This is a genomic window from Shewanella sp. 10N.286.51.B8, from assembly GCF_041469325.1.
Lineage (GTDB): Bacteria > Pseudomonadota > Gammaproteobacteria > Enterobacterales > Shewanellaceae > Shewanella.
On the sequence record NZ_JBFRKG010000067.1, the window covers coordinates 1 to 5,136 of the forward strand.

Consider the following 5,136-nt stretch of genomic DNA (forward strand, 5'->3'; position numbering starts at 1 on the left):
TACGTGTGCGTAGTGACGAGTTGGTGTGTCATATTCGATGTGAGAAGTATTAATTGTAATACCGCGCTCACGCTCTTCTGGAGCGTTATCGATTTGTGCGAAATCTTTAACTTCACCACCATATACTTTTGACAATACAGCTGAAATAGCTGCTGTAAGAGTTGTTTTACCATGGTCAACGTGACCAATTGTACCCACGTTTACGTGTGGTTTACTACGTTCAAATTTTTCTTTAGCCATGATATTGCCTCAACCCAGAGTCTTGGTAATGAAAACACATATAGAAAAAATCCGATGCATTGAATGACATCGAATCGATTAGTTTAGGAGATTAGTTTAGCATAAGACAGGACGTGCTGATTTAAAGGATTTGATTGACTTAATAACTCTGACAGAGATATTAAGCAATCAAGTCGTTCAGCAATTTGGAGCGGATGGCGGGAATCGAACCCGCGTTATCAGCTTGGAAGGCTGGAGTAATACCATTATACGACATCCGCGCAACCTGTTTAAGGCTACCTAACTACCTTTAAAAATGGTGGAGGGAGAAGGATTCGAACCTTCGAAGGCTGAGCCGTCAGATTTACAGTCTGATCCCTTTGGCCACTCGGGAACCCCTCCAGAAAAATGGTGCCGGCACCAAGAGTCGAACTCGGGACCTACTGATTACAAGTCAGTTGCTCTACCAACTGAGCTATGCCGGCTAATCATTTCGGAAACGGATATTAGGTAAATGTCGGCACAAGTGCAATAGCAAAAGCATAAAAAAGATAAAAAAAGTCTTAAATGTCGCTTTTTTAGGCTCAATTTAACAACTGCGTTCAAAAATACCTCGATTTAAACTATTGCTAAAACTATCAATGCATTTTCTATTGTTCAATATATATTGTTGGTGTACTGTGCCTGATCTAAGGAAAGGACGTTATGACATCAAATAAATTATCTCAGCAAGCACTTTATTTTTCTTTTCAGCGCCAACAATGGTCTGAATTACGTAATTCGGTGCCTTTAACACTAAGCCAAGAAGAATTAGAAAACCTTCGAGGCATGAATGAGCAACTGTCACTCGATGAAGTGACGGATATTTATTTGCCCTTAAGTCGCCTACTCAACCTGATTATCAGTGCCAAACATCAACGCAGTGAAGTGCTTGATCAGTTCTTAAGTCATAAACCGACAAAAACACCTTACATCATTAGTATCTCAGGCAGTGTTGCAGTCGGTAAGAGTACCACTGCACGTATTTTGCAAACATTATTACAACGCTGGTCAGAGCACCCAAAAGTCGAATTAGTCACCACCGATGGCTTCTTATACCCGTTAGCAGAACTTAAACAACGTAATTTGCTTAAGCGCAAAGGTTTTCCTGAAAGTTACGACATGAAAATGTTGATTGATTTTATTTCCAGCATTAAAGCTGGCGATGAATCCGTATCGGCACCGTTATATTCTCATGTCAGCTACGATAGGTTAACGGATAGTGTCCAAGAAATTAATCAGCCCGATATTTTGATTATCGAAGGCCTTAATGTATTACAGACATCATTAGATCCATCACCTGATCATAAAAGTACCTTTTTGTCAGATTATGTCGACTTCTCTATCTATGTCGATGCTGAAGAGTCACTGTTAAAACACTGGTACCAGCAACGCTTTTTGAAATTCCGACAAGGGGCTTTCAGTGATCCTGAGTCGTTTTTCCATCACTATTCGACACTGTCTGATGAAGAAGCGAATGCTACGGCAGCGAATATTTGGGACACAATTAACGGCCCCAATTTACAGTCAAACATCAAACCCAGTCGTGCCCGCGCTAACCTCATTTTAAAAAAAGCCCAGAACCACCTTGTAGACCAAGTGCTTTTACGTAAATAAATACGGTTATTTGGCAGATGCCCTCAAGCTAATTTCGCCACCAATGTGTGATGTAATGTTGCCATTAATCTCCAATAAAATAGCGCCTTGTTGATCAATTCCTCGACAGATCCCCGATAGAGAATGAGGTGCCATGATCAAATCCACTTCTTTATGAATGAATAAATCATGTTTTTCCCATTGCGGTATAAAAGGCGTTAAGCCTTGCAATTCAAATAGGCGTAAATCTGATTTAAGTTGTTGATGTAAATCAATCATTAAATCAGTTTTATTTGGCATCTCCGCTAAAGTACTCAAGTCACTCCATGGTTGATCAATAGCTTCAGCATGCTTATTAGACATACTCATGTTAATGCCAAAACCGATCACTAAATTACATTCATCCAAGGAATGGCCAGACAATTCAATTAAAATGCCTGCTAATTTTTTATTATCTTTATAAATATCATTGGGCCATTTTAAGCCTAAATTTTCTACACCATATTTCTCTAAGGTTTTTACAATAGAGCAGCCAACAATTAAGCTTAAGCCCATTGCTGCATTCATACCTTGATTTAAGCGCCAAAAAATTGAAGCATAAACATGGTGCCCATAGGGAGATACCCAATTACGTCCTCGCCTCCCCCTACCTGCAGATTGATATTCAGCGATACAAATATCACCTGTTTTCAATTCATCAGCGTGTTGCAACATAAAGGCATTGGTGCTGTTAATGTCATCAAAATAAAAGCAACGATTATCTATTGCAGCCAATAGTTTTGCCTCATCAAATAATGGTAATGGGTTAGATAACTTATAGCCTTTGCCTTTAACACTGTATATATCTACGCCATAATCAAGTAACTGGCTGATGTGGTTGTTTACCGCGGTGCGTGATAAACCCACTTTTTGAGCAATTTGCTCACCAGAGACATAATCACTATGATCAAGCAAAGCTAGGATCTGTTTCTTTTTAACCCAATGACCATTCATATCAGATATCTACCTCGCCTTTTGGGCCAATAATTCTTGGTTCCGGTTCTAAATTTATATTAAATTTATCGTAAACTTTATTCATCACCGCATGAGCTAATTGACAAATATCATTACCCGTTGCCCCACCGAGGTTAACGAGCACTAGTGCTTGCTTGGTATGCACGGCAGCACGGCCTACTGTAAAGCCTTTTAAATTAGCTTCATCAATTAACCAACCTGCGGCAATTTTAATCGTGCCGTCAGTTTGCGCGTAGCCGACAAGATCACTAAATTCGGTTAATAACTCAAGATACTGCTTAGCTGAAATAATCGGGTTTTTGAAGAAACTACCAACATTACCAAGTACCTTAGGATCCGGTAATTTACTTTGCCTCACATCACATACTGTTTCAAATATTATTTGTGCGCTAACACTGTCATCCTGTAAGTGTTTTAGTGGTCCATATTCAAGATTAGGCGCCCACAACTTAGGTAATCTAAATTCAACCTCGGTGATGACAGCCTTATCCTTAAGCTGGTGTTTAAAAATTGAATCTCGGTAACCAAACTGGCACTGATCTGCATCAAGGGTTATCAACTGAGATGTCGTATAGTCATAGTATTCTACTTGAGAGCAGAAATTATCGATTTCTACACCGTAAGCACCAATATTTTGAATAGGCGCGGCGCCAACTGTGCCTGGAATTAACGCTAGATTCTCTAAGCCGTTAATGCCATTTTCTAAACAGTATTCAACAAAATCATGCCAATTTTCACCTGCTTGAACTGATAAGATGAAATTAAACTCATCTTCAACGACCTTAATTCCTTTTGTAAGCACTTTTATAATGGTGCCATTGAAATCATCGGTAAATACAACATTACTGCCACCGCCTAAGATCAACATAGGCTTAGATTCACTGACAAGCTTAGAAACGACTGAAATCAGTTGTTTTTTTGAGTCAACTTCAACAATAGCGTCGCAACATTGTGTTAAGGCCAAGGTATTATGGGGAGCTAAACTTACAGGCATAAAGGCATAGTTCTAACGAAAAATAATGAACACTATTGTACTTAAGATATATACAAATGGCGAAATAAGTCTCTTTTGATTAATAAATTACTACATCCCGTAGGTTTTTATATCAAAACGTCTTAGCACTACTCGTGTCATATCAATATCTCTAAAAAACCTATAAAACTTTGCCTATTGAGCACCGGGAGCTTAATTTGTCTTCTATTAAAATAATATCCATAGACATATATATTGAAAGCCAGAAATGAAAAAGCCCGCTACATAATATCGGGCTTAATACTGATTAGACGCTTGTTGATGTTGATCAACAAATAAACCCTTCGTACTTTATATCTGTGTAGAGTCGCTATAAAGCCTTGCTGAATTTAGATCAGCATTAAGGTCTGCTTTGTCATGAACATTTTCCCACTCTCACCGAACAATATTATCTAGCAGGTGATGATTCAAGCTCTCATGGTTAGTACATATTTCACTTTCCCCGAAAACGGATAGAGCCCTGACTATTAAGTCAGGGCTCTATCAACTCTTTAATGAGTGATATTAGGCGCTTGGCGGTAATCTACTTTCACATGGGCATTCGCCCAGACTCGCAGCTCACGCCGATATGTAGCAGTAAATGACTCAAGTAATCTGCGTTAGGATTTATTCTTTTTCCCCAAATACAAAAAAGCCCTAACTGTTAAATCAGGGCTTTATCGACTCTCTTACGAGAGAAATTAGGCGGTTGCGATGTTCAGCTGCGGATAAATATTTCGCGTTCCATATCTGTATAAAGCGTTGCTTTATAACCACAGACATTCCCCCCTAGTTTCACATAGGCAATCGCTCACACTCACCGCTCACGATATTATCTAGCAGCTGATGACTCAAGTTATCAGCATTAAGGTTTAATCTTTTTTGCCTGAAACGAAAAAAGCCTGACTGTTAAGTCAGGGCTTTATCGATTCTCTACCGAGAAATATTAGGCACTTGGCGTTGTTCAGCTGCGGCTAAATCCTCCGCCTTTCATGTCTGTATAAAGCGTTGCTTTATAAACACAGACATTGCACCCTACTTCACCCTATATTGATCGAAAGTCGTAAACGAAAAAATCCCTGACTCGTAGAGTCAGGGATTATTCGTAACTTTTGTTCTTACTTTTAAAAAGTAAGATAAATTATGCGCTTGGCAATGACCTACTTTCACATGGGCATTCGTCCACACTCACCGCTCACGCTGAGATGTTGCAGCTAATGACTCAAATTATCAGCATTAGGATTTATTCTTTTTGC

Annotated in this window: 4 protein-coding genes and 3 tRNA genes; 1 reads left to right on the plus strand and 6 read right to left on the minus strand. The window is 39.1% G+C overall.

The annotated features are described in order from the left end of the window. The 4 genes from AB4160_RS19190 to AB4160_RS19205 all read right to left on the minus strand — a co-directional run. Positions 1-240, minus strand: a 240-nt coding sequence (locus AB4160_RS19190; RefSeq protein ID WP_372006041.1) for a GTP-binding protein, incomplete at its 3' end; no start/stop codon positions are given. 186 nt (positions 241-426) lie between these two features. After that, positions 427-500 (minus strand) — tRNA-Gly (locus AB4160_RS19195). A 36-nt stretch (positions 501-536) separates the two neighbouring features. Continuing rightward, positions 537-621, minus strand: a tRNA-Tyr gene (locus tag AB4160_RS19200). A gap of 7 nt (positions 622-628) precedes the next feature. After that, positions 629-704 (minus strand) — tRNA-Thr (locus tag AB4160_RS19205). 220 nt (positions 705-924) lie between these two features. Here AB4160_RS19205 and coaA point away from each other — a divergent pair. Then, positions 925-1,875, plus strand: a complete 951-nt coding sequence (coaA, locus tag AB4160_RS19210) for a type I pantothenate kinase (RefSeq protein ID WP_102436324.1) — start codon at positions 925-927, stop codon at positions 1,873-1,875. A 6-nt stretch (positions 1,876-1,881) separates the two neighbouring features. Here coaA and birA read toward each other — a convergent pair whose 3' ends face one another. Continuing rightward, complete coding sequence (gene birA, locus AB4160_RS19215; RefSeq protein ID WP_372006043.1) at positions 1,882-2,847, minus strand: bifunctional biotin--[acetyl-CoA-carboxylase] ligase/biotin operon repressor BirA; 966 nt, start codon at positions 2,845-2,847, stop codon at positions 1,882-1,884. Between the two features lies 1 nt (position 2,848). Then, positions 2,849-3,862, minus strand: coding sequence for a UDP-N-acetylmuramate dehydrogenase (gene murB, locus AB4160_RS19220; RefSeq protein ID WP_102436320.1), 1,014 nt, complete (start codon positions 3,860-3,862; stop codon positions 2,849-2,851). Positions 3,863-5,136: the final 1,274 nt, after the last annotated feature.